The organism is Modestobacter altitudinis (assembly GCF_005930475.1).
GTDB lineage: Bacteria > Actinomycetota > Actinomycetes > Mycobacteriales > Geodermatophilaceae > Modestobacter > Modestobacter altitudinis.
In genome coordinates, this window is record NZ_SJEW01000026.1 from 16,367 (window position 1) to 33,485 (window position 17,119).

Here is a 17,119-nt window from a genome sequence, read left to right on the forward strand (position 1 = left end):
TCGGTGTACGGCAGTCGTATCGCCCGGGCGGATGTCCTGGTACCGGAGAAGCCGCCTCCCGCCGGTGACTGCTCCCCGCGAAAGCGGTCAGTGATCGGCTGACCTCAGAACGTACAACGATTGGCACCGCGTTCCACGAAGAGAGCGAACTTGAGGCCGAGAACACGTATCTCGGCCTTGATGCCGTCAGTATCTTTCGCTCAGGGCCGAGTGCGGCTGAACTGTCCGCGGCTCGGGTCCGACGAGCGGCACTGAGGACACGTCGCCACCGATCGATCTGGAGAGCGCGTGTCGGACAAGCCGTGCAGCAGTGTGAACGCCCCTCGTGCGGGTGACTCCGCTACGGGATCGGAGGCGTCGGCTTCCATTCTGGAACGAGGGCGGACAGCGCCGACCGCCGCTCCGACTGCGGGACCGGCCGCGCATCCCGTGGCGGCCGCTGTGGCACCCCGTCCCGCGAGGCCCTATCACGAGCACGTCCACCGACTCCGCGGCATAGCGATCCTCGGCGTCGTGTCGACCCATGTCGTGTCCGTGCTGGGGGAGCGTCTGACTGGCCCAGTGGCGACTGTGTTCTACGTGCTGTTCGGCGAGGGCAGCCCCATCTTCCTCATGATCAGTGGCTTCCTCTTCAGGGAGACGTTGGTCAGGTATCGCTACCCACGATTCATCAAGCGCAAGGCCAAGAACGTGTTGGTCCCATATTTGGTCATCTCCATTCCTGCCCTCGTGGTTTACATCGGCGGCTTCAAGCAATCGCACCCATGGCTGTCTGATTCTTTTCTCCATGAGAACCCGGTCCTGCAGTTGATCGTGTTCCTGGTCACCGGCGCTCATCTGGGTCCACTGTGGTTCGTGCCGATGATCCTGCTGTTCTTCATCGTGTCACCGGTCTTCGCCATGGTGGATCGGCGTCCCTGGCTCTACCTGTCGATCATCCCGCTCACAGCCCTGACTGTCTTGGTGCCGCGACCGCATCTGAACAGCGATCCACTGCAGTCATTCGTACATTTCTGCTCACTTTTCGTCATCGGCATGTGTCTGGCGCGTTACCACGACAGGCTCATCAACTCGTTCGCGCGGCATCGCGCGATCTACCTGACGGTTGGTCTGGTGGCTGTGGCCCTGCTGGCGGCATTGGCCAGCGGCTCTCACGCATTCGACAGTCTCTCGCGAGGTGCCTTCGGGCTGTACCTCGTCTTCGTTCTGCACACCTGGAGGGGGATCGGGCCGGCTGGGCTGGTCCTCGACAAGTTGGGCGAAGCGAGCTTCCCCATCTTCTTCCTGCACGGCTACCCGGTGGCGGGGTTCCGGGCCTTGAGCCTGGACGGTCAGCTCGGGGCGCCGGCATGGCTGGCCCTCTGGGGTGTGGTGATGGTCACCACGACGCTGGTCACGGCAGCGTTCGCCTTCGGAATGCGTGCCCTGCTGGGTGCGCGATCGCGGTATGTCATCGGGATGTAGTGGCGCCATCTGACGCATCACCTGGGCGAGCGGACAGGCTCGAGCATCAGGGCGTGCGTCGGCACGATCACTGGGGACCTGCGTTTCGGTGAAGGGTGCGAGCCCAGCCGCGGGCCTGATCCGTGCACCCGAGCGGTCGCTCCTTGGCGGCATGCCGACGGCAGTGGTCGTCCTCGTGTCGGTGATCAGTGGATTTTCCCTGCGCCCGGTCCGGTCGGCCGGCGCCAGCTGTCGCGGGTCAGGGGGAGTGCCCCTCAGCGTCGACCGCGGTCTCGGTCGTGGACGGCACCCGCCCGATCGCGCTCAACAGTTCGCCCAACCGGCACTGCGGGCACCGAGGGCGGGCCATGCGCGGCGACGTAGTGCGTGCCCGAGGCGACCGGCGTGGGCACGACGGTGATCGGCTCGACCCCGAAGTCGACTTCGTCGCACGTCAGTGAGCTGGACGATCAACGTTGTGGGCGGTCGACTCCTCCACCCGGAAGTCGGCGGAGTTGTCTTGATCAATCTGTGTGGGGACGCTCCTGGCCCATTGCCCCTCAATGACACATTGATCAGAGCGGGCACATTGTGGTATGTGTCACATGATCGGGCGCTCGGGTCTCAGGGCAGGACGAACAAATGATCTTCGGTCGCCATTCGCAACGACCTGTGGCGGTGAACTGGTGGCGTGACTCCTCGTCGCAGCGGTGGGACGATCACGGGAACTCCAGCCGTGCGTGCCGGGTCCGTAGGCCTTCCACCCGTCACATCGTGAGGGTGTGCTGCCGTAATGGTCGCACTCCGTGTGTGGCCCTTCACCTTGGGATGCGTTTTGTCGTGTGGCGTCCGGAAAAGGCGTTGGTTTCGTCGGTGAGGGTTTCGGTCTGACCTGTGAACCCGCTAGGTTCCCGATGTCGGTCGACAAAGAGGTGGTCCGGCCACATCGACCGACATGGTGTGGGGTTGCGCTACCCCACGCCTCGAGCCTGGGGGGGCACGGCTTGACACACTCGCGACAAACTGGCGAGCCCAATGGAACGACCAGCATCATCGGTTCCACGACTCGCCGTCGGAGGCTGCCGGTCTCCCGGCTCCGTGGCGAGGGTACGGACGCCCGTCGGGCATGGCGGACAGCCTACGTCCGGCGCATCGTCGTCGGCGACGGCCTCGCCGCGTTGGCGGCTGCTGCCATTGCCTATGTGGTAAGGTTCGGGCCGCAGACCGGGCCGCTGTCCACACCGCACGCGCCCATCTGGATGGTGGCGATCCTCCCCGTCCTCTGGCTGGCGGTGATGCTCTCCGGGCGCACGTACGAGGAACGGTTCCTGTGGGTGGGCGCCGAGGAGTTCCGGCGCGTCTTCTTCGCGGCCATGCTGATGCTGGCCACGGTCGGGACGATCTCCTGGGCCTTCAAACTCGAGATCGCCCGCGGATTCGTCGTCATCGCGCTGCCCCTGTCCGCAGGCCTGACCCTGCTGCACCGCCTGGCGCAACGCGGGCTGCTGCACCGAGCGCGGGAGCGAGGGCACAAGCGCCAGACGACCGTGATCGTCGGGCACCGCAACGGTGTGATCAGCCTGCATGCGCAACTCGAGCGGCAGGCGTACCACGGGTACGACGTCATCGGTTGCTGCATCCCGCAGGCTGGGGCCGATGCGACGGCGGAGCACTTCGACGGGCTCCCCGTGCTGGGTGGGCTCGACGAGGTTGCCCGCGTCGTCCGCGACCACGAGATCGACACGGTCGCCGTGCTGCCGTCCCCCGAACTGGACGGCGCCGCCCTGCGGCAGCTCGGTTGGGACCTGGAGACGACCAAGGCGGAACTGCTGCTCGCTCCTGCCGTCACCGAGATCGTCGGCACGCGTGTGCAGATCCGGCCGGTGTGCGGTCTGCCCCTGATGCACGTCGAGCGCCCGGAGTTCACGGGGCTGCGGCGGGTCGTCAAGGCGGCGTTCGACCGGGTCGCGGCCGGGCTGGTGGTGCTGGCGATCGCGCCAGCCCTCCTGACCATCGCCCTGACCGTCAAGCTGACCAGCCGGGGGCCGGTGTTCTTCCGCCACGAGCGTGTGGGTCAGGACGGGCAGCCCTTCCACGTGCTCAAGTTCCGCACCATGGTCCCGGGCTCCGATCGGCAGATCGACGACCTCCGCGACCAGAGCGACGGGAACACCGTCCAGTTCAAGATGAAGAGCGACCCGCGGGTCACCCCGGTCGGCAAGTACCTCCGCCGCTACTCCCTGGACGAGCTGCCCCAGCTGTTCAACGTGCTGGGTGGCTCGATGTCCTTGGTCGGCCCCCGGCCGCACGTCACCCGTGAGGTCGAGCAGTACGGGTTTGACATGCGCCGGCGGCTGCTGGTGAAGCCCGGTATCACGGGTCTGTGGCAGGTGAGCGGCCGCTCCAACCTCTCCTGGGACGACTCCGTGCGCATCGACGTCCGCTACGTGGAGAACTGGTCCCTCAGCTTCGACCTCATGATCATCGCCAAGACCGTCGGGGCCGTCGTCCGCGGCTCCGGCGCCTACTGAGCGCAGCGGCTCTCCGCGCGACCCACCGCTGCGCCCGTCGCTTCCGACGCACCCTGACACGATCGGATGATCTGTGGGTGACGCATTGCTGTCTGGTCGCTACCACAGGCGACGATGACTCATGCCGTGGTGGGCGTGGGCGCTGATCGGCTGGTTCGTACTCGGCGGCGTCGGCGCCTACGGGGTCGCTGCGGTGTTGCGGCGCATGAACGACGCGCAAGGCGACCGGGATCTGGAGGACCCGCGCGGAGACCCCTCCGGTCCACCGGACCGGTGAGCAGGTCGGCCCCCGATCGCTGACCGCACCGAAGAGGTTTCGTCCTGTGACCTACGGGACATCTACCGAGGACTTCGGTGAGGAGATGTCGATGTCCTGGTGGGTCGTGGCTCTGGTGGCCTGGGCAGTGGTGGCCGTCGTCGCTGGTCTGGTGTTGGGCGCTGTCGCCCGTACGGCGGACCGCCGGGAGCGTGCCCTGCGGGGGCCTGCCTTCGTCCCGGAGAAGTGGTCGCTGACGCCGACGCGCTGACCACTGGCCAGGATGGGTCATCGCCCCCGACGGAAGACGGACGTTGACCCCCTCCGACCACCAGACCGCCGCCCAGCTCGCCACCGAGGCGGGGGAACTGCTGCTGCAGGTCCGAGCCCGTGACTTCCCCACCACCACCGCGCGCAAGACCGCCGGTGACGCCGAGGCCCACCGCTTCCTGCTCGACCGGCTCGCCGCGCTGCGCCCGGACGACGCCGTCCTCTCCGAGGAGGGCGCCGACGACCCGATTCGGCTGGTCTCCGACCGGGTGTGGATCATCGACCCGCTCGACGGCACCCGGGAGTTCTCCGAGCTCGACCGCGCCGACTGGGCCGTGCACGTCGCCCTCTGGGAGCACGGCGAGCTGGCCGCCGGTGCCGTCGCCCTGCCCGCCGAGCGCGCCACGCTGAGCACCATCGACGTCGCCGTGACGCCGTCCCGGTCCGACGGTCCGATGCGGCTGGCGGTCAGCCGGAGCCGCCCGCCGGCGCTGGTCACCGACCTCGCCGGCCAGCTGGGCGCCGAGCTGGTGGCGATGGGGTCGGCGGGGGTCAAGGCGATGTCCGTCGTCCGCGGTGACACCGACGCCTACGTGCACGGTGGCGGCCAGTACGAGTGGGACTCTGCCGCGCCGGTGGCCGTCGCCCGCGCTGCCGGGCTGCACACCAGCCGGCTCGACGGCTCACCGCTGCGCTACAACCGGCCCGACCCCTACCTGCCGGACCTGCTGGTCTGCCGGCCGGAACTCGCCGACCGGCTCCTCACCGCGCTGCAGACCGTCAGTCCTCGATGACGTCCAAGCCCTGCTCCCGCAGCCGGGCCAGGCTGTCCAGCATCCCCTGCAGCACCTCTGGATCATGTCCCTGCCAGTCATCCAGCTCGCCGACGACGCGCAGCGGGGAGTGGGTGCGGTAAGACCGGGTGGGGTTGCCCGGGAACCTCTTGTCCGTCACGTTCGGGTCGTCCTCGAAGGGGCCCAGCGGCTCGACGACGTAGACGCGTCCCCGCTCGCCGGTGCCGGCCAGCGCCGTCGACAGCTCGGCTCCCCAGACGGCGGTCTCCACGACCGCGGTGAAGTAGATGTTGTTCGACAGCCGGCCGTCCTGGTAGTTCGAGCCGTGGCCGGGGACCAGCTCGTCGCCGACCTCGAGCGCGGCCTTCGTCCCGTGGAAGAACGGCCCCTGGACGTGCTCCCAGTGCTCGTAGGTCACCGGTACGTGGGGGCCCTCCTGCGGTGTCACGGTCGCCACCGTAGGGGGAGACCCTTCGGTATCGGTCAAGGTCCGTCTCGACCTGACCGATGACAGGGACATGGCGTGGTGGGTCTGGGCTCTCGTGGGCTGGGTGGGGTTGTCGGTCGTCGTCGCGCCGTTGATCGGGATGGCGCTGCACGTGGCCGACCGCCGTGAGCGCTCCACCCTCGGCCTGGGTCCGACGCCCGCCGTCGCGCCCGTCCGCACCCGCCGGATCCCGGTGCCGCCGCTCACCTTCGCGCTGCTGCTCACCACCGCGGCGCTGGAGACCGTCGGCTTCGTCGTCCGCACCTCCGGCCACGAGCACACTGCCCGGCTCTGGTCGATGGACGCCCCGCTGTCGCTGCCCCGTATGTTCGTCGCCGGGCTGTTCCTCGCCGCTGCGACGGCCGCTGCCGCCGGGGCCGTCCGTGCTCCGGGCCGCCGGCCGTGGTGGGTCGCCGTCGCACTCGTCGCCGCGTTCACCGGCCAGATCAAGGCCGGCGGGACCGTCCACTCCGGCGCCATCAGCGCGCTGGGGCTCGGTGGCCGCCCGCTGCTCGCCACGCTGCTCAGCGCCGCCGTCGTCGCCGTCGTCCTGGGCGTGCTGTGGTGGCTCAGCCGCACCGAGCGCCGCGACCGGCGCCGGATGCTCATCGCGTTCGGCCTCTACGCCTCCGCCGCCGTCGGCCTCTCCGGCGTCACCTCGCTCATCGGGCACGCCGGCGCCAGCGCCTACTGGACCGCCGTCGCCACCTTCGTCGAGGAGACCGGTGAGGCGTTCGGCGCGGTCGCCGTCCTCACCGCCGTCCTGGTCGGTGTCGCGCCACGGCTCGTGCTCCCCGCCGACTGGCTGCTCCGCCGCCAGGCGGACGCGCAGACGATCGACGCTCCCGGTGCGTCGCCCCGCCGTTCCGTCGAGTCGCCCCGCCTCGGGTCCTGAGACAGCTGGCTCAGTTGCTCGCGGCCATCGCCTGGTCGAAGAACGCGATGATCTCGTCGGTGTTGCCGAAGTGGCTGTCCGAACCGTGCTCACCGGTGACCTCGGTGTAGTCGACCTCGGCGGCCTGGACCCGGACGAGGTCCACCCAGGCCAGCGCGTTCGTCGTCTGGTCGATGGAGGTGTCCTCAGGGGAGGACCGGACGAGTGCGCGGATGCCCGCGTAGGCCGACGCAGGCTGCTGCATGGGGTCGTAGGCGGACGCGTTGACGAGGAACGACTCCTGGTCTGTCGCGTCGTAGGCGGCGAAGAGCGCGGTGGAGGCCTGGCGGGTGAAGTCGTCGTGCCTGGTCAGGTACACCTGCGACCAGTCGAGCAGCGGCGCGGTCAAGAAGGCACCGCGCACATCGGGCAGGGTCTGGCGGTGCAGTGCCACCGCGGAGATGCCCCCTCCCATGGAGAACCCCATCAGCACGGTGCCGGAGACGTCCCACACGTTCCCGACGTAGCTGCGGGCGCGCTCGATGCGGGACTGGCCGTCGGCGTTGCCGAAGGTGGCCTCGTGGTACGGCGAGACGACGACGTAGCCGGCCTCGAGCATGGCGTCGCGCATCGGGCTGATGTGGCCCTTGTCCAGCCACGTCGCCGCGTCGTCGGTGTAGCCGTGGGCGGTCATCACCACGGGGACGGCGCTGACGTCGGAGGACAGCAGGCTGTCGGGGACGTAGAGGACGGTGCGGCCCGCCAGACCGGCGGTCGCGCCGCCGTCGGTCCGGACGTCGTACTTCCGCGCTGCGACGTTCCCGCTGGTGGTGAAGGCCGTCGGTGCCCCCACCTGGTCTGGGATCGGCCGCCCTGTCGGTTCGCCGTTGCGCTGCTCCACGCCGTCGTCGCTGCTGCAGGCCGTGCCCACGAACGGAGCCAGGGCGCACAGGGCGGACAAGCCGATGAAGTTCCTCCGGCTCAAGGTCATACGTCGCAACCTCCACCTGCTCGGGGCGTCGGCGGCGGCCGTCGTCGGAACGCCCCGGTCGTCATGGAGCCCCTCCGGGGCCGGTTTCGCGGAACCGAGGGACCTGGGCGGGTCCCGTCACCGCCCAGTGTGGATGACGCCCACCACCTGGGAGGAAGGGGCCCCGTCTCCAGGCTCACCCGCTGGCGCAGTCCGGGCACCAGCCCCATGCACGAGCCCGCGCTGCCAAGGGGCAGCGCGGGCTCGGGAGCACCGGGCCGGGGGCCGACCGGTCAGCTCCGCTGCCAGAGGGAGACCCAGTCGACCTCCAGCTGGGTGACCGCGGGGTCACCCACGCCGCAGCCGAAGGACCCGCCACCACTCTGGCACCCGCCGGGCTGGACCTGGATCGCCAGGTTCATCGGGGTGCTGGAGACGTTGGGGTGGTCGGTGGTCGCCCACGCCTGACCGTCGAGGGTGTAGGCGACCCGGCCCGGCGTCCACTCGACGCCGATGGTGTGCCACTGGGTGAAGTCCGCCGTCACCTGCTCGCCGACCATCGTGTTGTTGCCGCCGTAGTGCAGCGTGCCGGTGGTGCCACCACGGTTGCCGCCCGCGTCCTCGGCGAAGTCGATCTCCGGCGGCCAGCTGTCATCGGCGGGCCACAGCAGCGCGGCGTACTTCATCTCGTCGCCCGCGTCGACGCGGAAGCGCATCTCCACCTTGCCGTAGGTCATCGTGGTCCGGTTCGCCAGTCCACCGGCGACCCACTCGCCGCCCTGCTGGCTCTGCGAGAGGACGAGCTTCCCGTTGCCCACCTGGACGTGTGAGGGATCCCAGCGCCCGTAGGGCGAACCGCCCGGCTGGCCGGAGTACAGCCGCCACTGGTTGCCGAGCGACGAGCCGTTGAAGTCGTCCGTGAACACCTGGCGCCAGCCGGCGAGGTCACCCTGGGGCGCGGACGTCCCCGCACCGCTCGCCACGACGGCCGGTGCCTGCGTCGCAGGCGTGGCGCTGGGTGCGGGAGCGGGTGCGGGAGCGGGAGCGGGAGCCGGGCGGGGCCGGCTGGTGGACGCCGACGCCGACGGCTGCGTCGGGACCGTCACGGGCGGCGTGGACGGCCGGGTGACGACCGTCGAGGGCGCGCTCGGCAGCGTCGGGACCGGGACGGGCTGCGTGGTCGGGGGAGTGACCGGGGTGGACGGGTGACGGTGGGCGGAGTAGGCCTCCTGGGACGAGGCGTCCTCCGCCAAGGTGGTCTGGGCAGCACCCTCCGCGGGCCGCGGGTGAGAGCCGAACACCGCGGCTCCGGAGGCGCAGGTCGACATGGCCACCGCGGCTGCAGCCAGCATGCGAACGGACTTGCGTCGTGTGACGCCGCGGTATCGGTCGATCACCCTGTGTGCTGCCATGACGTGAGTAAACATGTCGACAATTCAGAAAGCGACGATCTGTGCCGCATCGATAGCAGTGAGTAACTAGAATCACACGAGCATCACGCGTCACGGCTGTCGGGGTGCCGGCCCCGGATGGGAAGTGCGGTGACTCAGCTCTGCGACGCCGCCAGAGCAGCGTCCAGCTGGGCGGCCAGCTCGGCGCTGTGCTCGCCGCCGAGCAGCACGTGGTGGGAGCCGGGGACGTCCACCACGGTGAGGTCCGGGGCCACCCGGCGCCAGGCGTAGAGCAGATTGGCGACGACCGGCACCCGGAAGCGGGCCCGGAAGTAGGTGACCGGGCCCGCGTACGGTCCCCACTCGTACGCGTTGAAGACACGGTGGGCGGCGGCGAAGGTCGCCATCTCCTCGGTGGCAGGAGCGCCGTGCCCGAACCGCCGGCGGAGCACCCCGACCACCGTGTCCTCCACCATCCCCGGCACGACCAGCGCGATCCACCACGCCAGGGTCCGCAACGCACGCGATGCCCGGGACAGCCTGCGGAACGGGGGCTCCGTGTCGAGCAGTCCCAGGAAGGTCACCGAGCGGCCCAGCGCAACCAGCTGTCGCGCCATCTCGTAGGCCACCAGACCACCGAAGGAGTACCCGGCCAGCCGGACCTCTCCCGCCGGCACCGCCTGCTGGACCTTGGTCACCAGTGACGTGGCGATCGAGGTGATGCTGACGCCGTCCCGCGTCGCGATCCGGGGGTCCGACGTCAGGCCGTAGACCGGTGCGGGCGTCCGGAGGGCGTCGACCAACGAGCGGTAGATGTCGACGTCGCCGAGGTAACCGTGCACCAGCAGCAGCGGAGCGGTCCCCGGGTCCCCGGCGCGCAGCACCTCCACGGGGCGGCCGTCCGCAGGCTCGCTGGTCACCGCCCGCGTGACGCCGTCGACCGACGGGTCGGCGAGAAAGTCCTCGAGCAGGAGCGGCCGGCCGAGCTCCAGCCGCAGCTGACGCAGCAGCGTCATCGTCTGGCGCGAGGTCCCGCCGGCGTCGAAGAAGTCCGCGTGCCCGGGCACGGGCCCGCCGAGCACCTGCGCGAACACCGCGCCGACCGTGGACCGCACGTCGTCGCCCACGGCCGTGGTCGGCACGTCGGTCTCCGCGGCGCGGGCGGCCGCGGCGGCGAGGCCCTCAAGCGAGCCGGGGTTCTTCAGCGCCGACACGTTCCGCACCGGATCGCCGTCCAGCACGGCCCTCGCCGCGCTCTCGGACTTCTTGCCGTTGTGCGTCTGCGGTATCTCGTCGACAGGCAGGAGCAGGGACGGGACGTGCGCGGGGGAGCCCTGACGCCGGAGCGTGCTGCGGATCTGCCGGGCCAGCGCGCCGTCCAGTTCCACCCCCGGCTGCAGGACGACCAGCAGCGCCAACCGGGTGCTCCCGGGAGCCGCCGGGTCGCGGACCTCGACCGCGATCGAGTCGGCCACCCCGGGCACCGTGCGGACGATCGTGTAGATCTCCGACGGCCCGATCCGCACACCGTTGATGTTGAGCACGCCGTCCGACCGGCCGTAGAGCCGTGACGAGCCGTCGACCGCGAACTCGATCCGGTCACCGTGCGTCCACATGCCAGGGTGCTGCGCGAAGTACGCGCCGCGGAACCGCTCGCCGTCGCTGTCCCGCAGGAAGCGGACCGGCCGCGACGGGAACGGGTTCCGGCAGACCAGCTCGCCGACCTCACCGACGACCGGTCGCCCGTCCTCGTCGAGGGCGGTCACGTCGAGGCCGAGGCTGATCGCCTGGCACCAGCCCGGCCGCACCGGCAGCTCCGGATGGCCCAGCACGAAGCACCCGACGATGTCCGTGCCGCCGGAGACGGAGCACACCGGCACCGGGCCGACGTGCTCGGCCACCCAGTCGAACTGCCAGGGGTGCAGCACGGCACCCGTCGACAGGACGGTGCGCAGGCGGCTCAGGTCGAGCGCGGCCGCCGGGGACCAGCCCTCGTCCTGGCACAGCTGCAGGTAGGCCGGGCTGGTGCCGAAGACCGTGACCCGGTGACGGGCCACCAGGGTCCACAACGTCTCGGGGCCGGCGATCGGACCGTCGTACACGACGACGTGGGCGCCCACCGACAAGGCCGACAACTGCCAGTTCCACATCATCCAGGCCGTGGTGGTGTGGAAGTACAACGTGTCCGTCGGCCGGAGGTCGACGTGCAGCCGGTGCTCCTTCACGTGCTCCAGCAGCGAGCCGCCCACCCCGTGCACCATCGCCTTCGGAGGGCCGGTGGTGCCGGAGGAGAAGAGCACCCACAGCGGCGCGTCGAATGCCTGCCTCGGCCATGCGGGACCCGGGTCGTCGGCCGGGACAGCAGCGACCAGCTCGGAGAGCCGAGCCACCCCGACACCCGCCAGCTCCGGCAACGGGAGGTCGTCGAGCAGGACGACCCGGCGCACGGTGGGCAGCTGCGCGACCAGCTCGCCCAGGACCTCGTCGGCGCGGCCTCCGCCACCCCCGAGCACGGTGCGGTCGACCAGTGCAGTGGTCGCCTCGACCTGACCGAACCGGCCGACCAGGGTGTTGACGCCCATGTCCGGGGTGGCGGTCGACAGCGCCGCACCCAGGCCCGCCACCGCGAGGGCAGCAACGGTGACCCGGGCGTGGTTGGCCGCGATGGCGAGCACCACGTCACCGGCGCGCACGCCGATGTCGGTCAGGGCGCGCGAGGTCCGGTGCGCGGCCGCGCGCAGCTCGCCGCGGGTCAGGGTCTCCGACGAGCCATCGCCGTGGACCGAGGTGAGTGCTGGCGCGCCGTCGTCGGCGTCGGGCAGCGGGCGCAGCAGGTTCTCGGCGTAGTTCAGCCTGACACCGGGGAAGAAACGGGCCTGCCGGACGTCGTCGCTGGTCGCGACGACCTCGGCGGAGCCCTCCCAGGCGAGGTCGGCCCAGTCGAGGAAGGTGCGCCAGAAGTCCTGGTAGGACGCCACCGACCACGCATGGAGCTCGCTCGGGGTGGACAGCTCGCGCCCCGCGACCGGCTGGCAGCGCGCCCGGAAGGCGGTGACCTGGGGCACTCGCGCCGCATCAGCGGATGTGTCCCGGGCAGCGTCCAGCGCGGTCATTCCCGGCCTCCAGGGACCAACGTCACGGGGGCCGGCAGGTCCGGGCCCACAGGAGTGCCGGTCGCGGCACTGGCCACGTAACCCGGGGGGACCGGGATCCGGGAGACGTGCAGCTCAGCCACGGGCCCACCGTCCGAGACCGGCGTCACCGTGTCAACGGGGAGGCGCACCAGGCCGGTACCGCGTGCTTTGAGCACTGCCTCCTTCTGGGTCCACGCGCGGGTGATCGCCACGCCGCGCGCGTGCCCGGGCAGGGCCCGGAGCCGTACCAGCTCCTCGTCGGCCAGCCAGCCCTCCTCCAGGGCCGAGGTCCCGCCGTCGCGATGACGTTCGACGTCGACCCCGAGGGCGCCCCGGTCCGCGACCGCGATGAGGGCGAGGTCCTCGCTGGCCGAACAGGAGAGGACGAGCTCGTTCCCCGGCAGGACGGGGCGACCCCGGTCGGTGCCCACCGGGACGTCGCCCGGGGAGAGCCCCAGCAGTCCGCCGAGCACCCGGCGGAGACCGGCGCGCACGAGCACCCGGCGTCGCCGCACGGACGACGTGCCGCGAGCGGCTCGGGACAGTTCGGCGTCGGTCAGGCACGCCGCCTCGGCCGAGACGTCCCACCGCGGATCGGAGAGGTCCAGCGACCAGGCTAGGATGGTCGGGCGCGACACAGGGAGCGTGGGCGTGGACCCCGCGTCGTGCGCCGTCCTGGTCAGCATCCTTGCTCCGTCCCACACTCGTCCCCGGCTCTGGCCTGGCTCCCCAGCACGGTATGCACTGGGTCACCCCGCCGCCGCCCTCGTCACCCGGATGAGCGAACCGTGCCACCTCTGACGTGGTTCCGGTGGTTCTCTCAGGACGGCCGACTGCTCAGTCACCCGAATGGTAGTTGGTTGGGACACAGAAGTGTCCTGGGAGCTCGCCTTGGTCCTGTGCGGCCGTTAGCGTTCACATGGCCCGAACTCGGAGGGAAGTCTGATGTCCGTCACAGCGTCCGGCCGGACGGCGGTCCCGCGAACCGCGGATCGTTCCGGGACGATCGCTTCCGCCTTCGCCGCCGTCGTCGCGGAACACGCTGCCGCGACCGCGGTCAGCGGGCAGGGCGCTCGACTGTCCTTCGCGGAGCTGGACGAGCGCGCGGCCGCGACCGCGCGCCGGCTGACGGCCCTGCTGCCGACCGACGCCGGCCCCGGGGCGCCCATCGCCGTCCTCGCGACGCCCACGCCCGAGCTCGTCATCGCCGCGCTCGGTGTGGTCCTGACGGGTCGTCCGCTGGTCCTCCTCGACTCGCAGTTGCCGGCCGGCCGCATCCAGCAGATCCAGGACATGGCGGGCGCCGCGCTGTGCGTGGTCGAGAGCCGTCTCGCCGAGCGCGCCGCTGAGGTCGACAGCTCGTGGCTGCGCACGGATCTCGACACCGCCATCGCGCCGCCTGCCGGCACCGACGCCGACTCACCGCGCGCGGTGGCGGTGACGGCCAGCAGCCCGGCGACCATCGTGTTCACGTCGGGGTCCACCGGCCGGCCCAAGGGTGTCGTGCACAGCCACGGGATGATCGTCACCGAGGCCGCCATCACCGCCCGGGAGATGGAGCTGACGTCGCGGGACCGGTTCGGCCTCCTCCTGCCGCCCTCCTTCAGCCTGGGTGAGCACACGTTCTTCGGCGCCCTGCTCAACGGGGTGGCGCTGCACGTGTACGACCCCCGGGACCGCGGTCTCCGCGGCCTGCCCGGGTGGCTGCGCGAGGAGCGGGTGACCGTCCTGTCCATGACACCGTCGCTGCTGCGCGCCCTGGCCGGCACCGTGCCGGTCGGCCGACCGCTGGAAGAGCTCCGGCTGGTCGGCACAGCAGGCGAGGCGCTGCAGGGACGGGACGTGCGGCTGGCCCGCGAACGACTCGGACCCGTCGTCGTCGTCAACCACCTCGGCTCCTCCGAGACCGGCCAGCTGACCTTCGCGGCCATCGCGCCCGCCGACGCCGTGGGAGACGGTGCGGTGCCCGCCGGTCTCCCGGTGCCGGAGAAGGAGATCCGGGTGCTCGGGGACGACGGCGCTCAGCTGCCGGCGGGCGAGGTGGGGACGTTGGAGGTCATCGGCCAGCACCTGGGTCGGTACCTCGAGGGTGTCCCGGACGACCCGTTCGGGCGGGCTGCCGACGGCCGGTCGACCTTCCGCATGGGCGACCGCGGGCGCTACGACGAGGCAGGGGTGCTCCGCCAGCTCGGCCGGACCGACGATGCGGTCAAGGTGAACGGCTACCTCGTGGAGCCGGCCGAGGTCGAGGCCGCGCTGCGGGTCCTCGACGGCGTGGCCGATGCCGCAGTGACCGCGGTGCCCGGCGTCGGCGGCGCCGGCACGCTGCTGGTCGGGTACGTCGCGCCGAGCAGCGAGCAGCGCACCCCGTCGCCGGCGCAGCTGCGCCGCGGACTGACGGAGCTCCTGCCGAGCTGGATGGTGCCGGCTGAGCTCGTCCTCCTGCCGGAGCTGCCGCGGAACGAACGGGGCAAGGTCGACCGCGGCGCGCTGCCGGTGCCGAGCCGGTCCGACCCGGAGCTGCCCGAGGGGCACTGGGAACAGGTCGTCGCGGGGCTCTTCGAGTTGGTGCTGCACCGCCGTGGCGTCGGGAGGGACGAGTCGTTCACCGCCCTCGGTGGCGATTCGCTGGGCGTGGAGGAACTGCTCACCCGGCTTCGCGAGGAGCACGAGGTCGTGCTCACCTCCGCGGACCTCGCCGAGAACCCGACGGTGCGCCAGCTGGCCTCCGTCGTGGGTCGGCCGGACACCGGGGACGACCGCAGGCGACGAGCGACGGCCCGGCGCCAGCACGCCAGCGTCGTCGCGCTGCGGCAGGCGGGCGCAAAGCCGCCCGTGCTGTGCTTCGCGGGCGCTGGCGCAGGGGGGCAGGTCTTCCTCCCGCTGGCCGAGGCCCTCGGCGAGGACCAGCCCGTGTACGCGTTCCAGCCGCACGGTCTCGAGGACTGGTCGTTCCCCGACCTGACCATCGGCATGGCCGGCCGCCGGCACCTGCGTCGGCTGCGGGCGGTCCAACCGCAGGGGCCCTACCGGCTGGTGGGTCACTCGATGGGCGCGCTGGTCGCCCTCCAGGTCGCCCGCCAGCTGAGCGCAGAGGGTGCGCAGATCGCCTCGGTGACCTTGGTCGACCCCGTCCTGCCGCAGGGTCTGGTCGACCGGGCATGGTCGCCCGACCCCGCCAGCCCCGGTGAGCACCCGCCCGTCGCCCCACTGCCCGGGGCACCGCTGCCCGGCGATGACAACTACGGCGCGCCACCGACCCGGCGCGAGTTGTGGCGTCGACGGCTGCTGGCAGGCGTCGCCGGTGCGTTGCCGCCGTCGACCGCGCGCACCGAGGGGCTGCTCGAACTGGGCGTCCGCGTCTCGCTGATGCACCGCCCCCAGCCGTGGGAGGGCCCGGCCACCGTCTACGTCAGCCACCTCAACGAGGCGAGCCTCGTGGTCTGGCGGCAGCTGCTGACCGGTGAGGCGACCCTGGTGACGCTGTACGGCGAGCACAACTCGCTGCTGCGCCAGCCGCACGTGGAGCAGGTCGCCCGGGGCCTCGAGGGGGCGGTGTCCTGATCGCGCGGGCCGTCGGGCGGCGCGCCCGCACATCGAGCCCGTGCCTCATCCGTCGGTGTTCCTCCTCACGTCCAGGCTCGCTCTCAGCTCAGGCACAGGTTCGGGGGCGAAGCTGAGCACATGACCCGGTCGAGCTCGATGCCACGGTCCCTCGCCCTCGTCGCCGGGACCGACCACCTCGGGCCACCGGCCACGGTGTCCGTGGTGATCGCCTCCTACACCGAGGCGCGGTGGGACGGGCTCACCGCTGCCGTCCGGTCCGCGCTGCAGCAGGACCGGCCCCCGCTCGAGGTGATCGTGGCGGTGGACCACGCGCCTTCCCTGCTGCAGCGGGTCCGACGTGAGCTCCCGGAGGTGCGCGCGGTCGCGAACACCGGTACGCCCGGTGCGTCCGGTACCCGGAACGCCGGCGCATCCGTTGCAGAGGGCGCCGTCATCGCCTTCCTGGACGACGACACCAGGGCGTCGCGGACCTGGTTGGCCGACCTCGTGCGCGGTCTCGACGAGGTGCCCGGGGCGGTCGGCGTGGGCGGGCGGGTCAGCGCGTCCTGGGCCGCCGGCCCGGCGCCGCGCTGGTTCCCGGCCACGTTCCTGTGGGCGGTGGGGGCGAGCTATGAGGGCATGCCGGGCGCGCGCAGCGCGGTGCGCAACGTCTGGAGCGAGAACATGGCCGTGTGGCGTCAGGACTTCGCCCGCGTCGGCGGCTTCCGCGACGGTTTCGGCAAGCTGGACACCAGCTCGGCCCCGGAGGACACCGAGTTCTGCATCCGCGTCGCCGGCGCCACCGGTCGCACCTGGCTCTACGAACCGGAGGCGGAGGTCGTCCACGACGTGCCGGCCGGCCGGGCCACCTGGTCCTTCTTCGTCCGGCGCTGCTACGCCGAGGGGAAGGGCAAGGCCGAGATGGCCGCACTCGACGACGGGACGACCCTGGCGGACGAGCGGGGGCACGCGCTGCAGGCCATCCCGCGACGGATCCTCCGCGACCTGGCCGCTCCGCTGCGAGGGGACGTCTGGGGCGTCGCGCGTGCGTTCACCGCCGGGGCCGGGCTGCTCGCGGCCGGTCTCGGCTACGCCGCCGGGCTGTCGGCCGCGCGGCTGCCGCGTCGCTGAACCGCCCGTCGGGCGCTGCGACCCACAGGCGGTGGCCCACCCGATCCGGTGAGGTCACCGTCGGCGACGAGGGCCTCGCTGACCAGGTCGGTTACCCTGGGTGGACCATGTCCCCGCAGACCACGGCCGTCCGGCCACCCCGCACCGGGCCGCGTCGGCGACGGGACGGGCGGGCGCGGGGGGTTCGTCGGGCGCTGTGCTCGAGCGCACTGTTATGGGTGCTGGCCGCGTGCACCACCAGTACGATCGAGGGCATCCCCTCCGGCAACGACACGACCTCGTCCACGCGCTC

Annotated in this window: 13 protein-coding genes; 8 read left to right on the forward strand and 5 right to left on the reverse strand. The window is 71.5% G+C overall.

Annotated elements, in window-relative coordinates; all coding sequences use genetic code 11:
• Positions 1-441: 441 nt before the first annotated feature.
• The 4 genes from FHL79_RS11660 to FHL79_RS11670 all read left to right on the forward strand — a co-directional run bounded on the left by FHL79_RS11660 (position 442) and on the right by FHL79_RS11670 (position 5,294).
• Positions 442-1,464, forward strand: coding sequence for an acyltransferase family protein (locus FHL79_RS11660; protein WP_281283870.1), 1,023 nt, complete (start codon positions 442-444; stop codon positions 1,462-1,464).
• A 983-nt stretch (positions 1,465-2,447) separates the two neighbouring features.
• Positions 2,448-3,974, forward strand: coding sequence for a sugar transferase (locus tag FHL79_RS11665; RefSeq protein ID WP_281283871.1), 1,527 nt, complete (start codon positions 2,448-2,450; stop codon positions 3,972-3,974).
• Between the two features lie 368 nt (positions 3,975-4,342).
• Complete coding sequence (locus FHL79_RS25095; protein WP_171058129.1) at positions 4,343-4,501, forward strand: hypothetical protein; 159 nt, start codon at positions 4,343-4,345, stop codon at positions 4,499-4,501.
• Between the two features lie 43 nt (positions 4,502-4,544).
• Entirely contained in the window at positions 4,545-5,294 is a 750-nt protein-coding gene (locus tag FHL79_RS11670; protein WP_138758766.1) for a 3'(2'),5'-bisphosphate nucleotidase CysQ, read from the forward strand.
• Here the strand turns inward: FHL79_RS11670 and arr are convergent.
• Entirely contained in the window at positions 5,281-5,712 is a 432-nt protein-coding gene (gene arr / locus FHL79_RS11675; RefSeq protein ID WP_439331129.1) for an NAD(+)--rifampin ADP-ribosyltransferase, read from the reverse strand. The genes FHL79_RS11670 and arr overlap by 14 nt on opposite strands.
• Before the next feature lie 100 nt (positions 5,713-5,812).
• Between arr and FHL79_RS11680 the strand changes: the two genes are divergently transcribed.
• Positions 5,813-6,676 (forward strand): hypothetical protein, encoded by an 864-nt coding sequence (locus tag FHL79_RS11680; RefSeq protein WP_138758768.1) that lies wholly within the window; start codon positions 5,813-5,815, stop codon positions 6,674-6,676.
• 10 nt (positions 6,677-6,686) lie between these two features.
• Here the strand turns inward: FHL79_RS11680 and FHL79_RS11685 are convergent, their stop codons facing one another.
• Positions 6,687-7,646, reverse strand: a complete 960-nt coding sequence (locus tag FHL79_RS11685; RefSeq protein WP_138758769.1) for an alpha/beta hydrolase — start codon at positions 7,644-7,646, stop codon at positions 6,687-6,689.
• A gap of 272 nt (positions 7,647-7,918) precedes the next feature.
• On the reverse strand, positions 7,919-8,551 hold the full coding sequence (locus tag FHL79_RS11690) for a glycoside hydrolase family 16 protein (RefSeq protein WP_171058130.1): 633 nt from the start codon (positions 8,549-8,551) through the stop codon (positions 7,919-7,921).
• Between FHL79_RS11690 and FHL79_RS11695 the strand changes: the two genes are divergently transcribed.
• On the forward strand, positions 8,544-8,834 hold the full coding sequence (locus FHL79_RS11695; RefSeq protein ID WP_171058125.1) for a hypothetical protein: 291 nt from the start codon (positions 8,544-8,546) through the stop codon (positions 8,832-8,834). The genes FHL79_RS11690 and FHL79_RS11695 overlap by 8 nt on opposite strands.
• 337 nt (positions 8,835-9,171) lie before the next feature.
• Here the strand turns inward: FHL79_RS11695 and FHL79_RS11700 are convergent, their stop codons facing one another.
• Both FHL79_RS11700 and FHL79_RS11705 read right to left on the reverse strand, forming a co-directional pair.
• Positions 9,172-12,129: an acetoacetate--CoA ligase gene (locus tag FHL79_RS11700; RefSeq protein WP_138758772.1), complete on the reverse strand. Its 2,958-nt coding sequence runs from the start codon at positions 12,127-12,129 to the stop codon at positions 9,172-9,174.
• Positions 12,126-12,788, reverse strand: coding sequence for a 4'-phosphopantetheinyl transferase family protein (locus tag FHL79_RS11705; RefSeq protein ID WP_171058131.1), 663 nt, complete (start codon positions 12,786-12,788; stop codon positions 12,126-12,128). Before FHL79_RS11705 ends, FHL79_RS11700 begins: the two co-directional genes overlap by 4 nt.
• Positions 12,789-13,095: 307 nt before the next feature.
• Between FHL79_RS11705 and FHL79_RS11710 the strand changes: the two genes are divergently transcribed.
• The gene (locus FHL79_RS11710; protein WP_138758774.1) at positions 13,096-15,714 is read left to right on the forward strand and encodes an AMP-binding protein; all 2,619 of its coding nucleotides are present in this window, start codon (positions 13,096-13,098) and stop codon (positions 15,712-15,714) included.
• A gap of 120 nt (positions 15,715-15,834) precedes the next feature.
• Positions 15,835-16,827 (forward strand): glycosyltransferase family 2 protein, encoded by a 993-nt coding sequence (locus FHL79_RS11715; RefSeq protein WP_138758775.1) that lies wholly within the window; start codon positions 15,835-15,837, stop codon positions 16,825-16,827.
• The last annotated feature ends 292 nt before the right edge of the window (positions 16,828-17,119 follow it).